Source organism: Streptomyces sp. BE20 (assembly GCF_036322525.1).
GTDB lineage: Bacteria > Actinomycetota > Actinomycetes > Streptomycetales > Streptomycetaceae > Kitasatospora.
The window spans coordinates 1-299 of the sequence record NZ_JAQYWW010000920.1; the positions used below are offsets into that span (position 1 = coordinate 1).

Below are 299 nucleotides of genomic sequence, written 5' to 3' on the forward strand. Positions count from 1 at the left end.
CGCAACCTCTACGCCATCGGCGGCAACGACACCGCCGCCCGCCTCGCCGGCATCAACATCAACAAATACCTCATCGCCGTCTACGCCCTCATCGGCACCGTCGCCGCCCTCGCCGGCATCCTCCTCACCGCCCGCACCGGCTCCGGCCAGCCCGTCTCCGGCAGCGAAGGCCTCGAACTCAAGGCCATCACCGCCGCCGCCCTCGGCGGCGCCGCCCTCAAGGGCGGCAAGGGCGGCATCGGCGGCACCCTCCTCGCCGTCGCCCTCCTCGGCTGCCTCGAAAACGGCCTCACCGTCCA

1 protein-coding gene is annotated in these 299 nt (G+C 72.2%); it reads left to right on the plus strand.

The features are described 5' to 3' along the window. On the plus strand, window positions 1-299 hold a 299-nt coding region (locus PUR61_RS45465), incomplete at both ends, for an ABC transporter permease subunit (protein ID WP_443035213.1).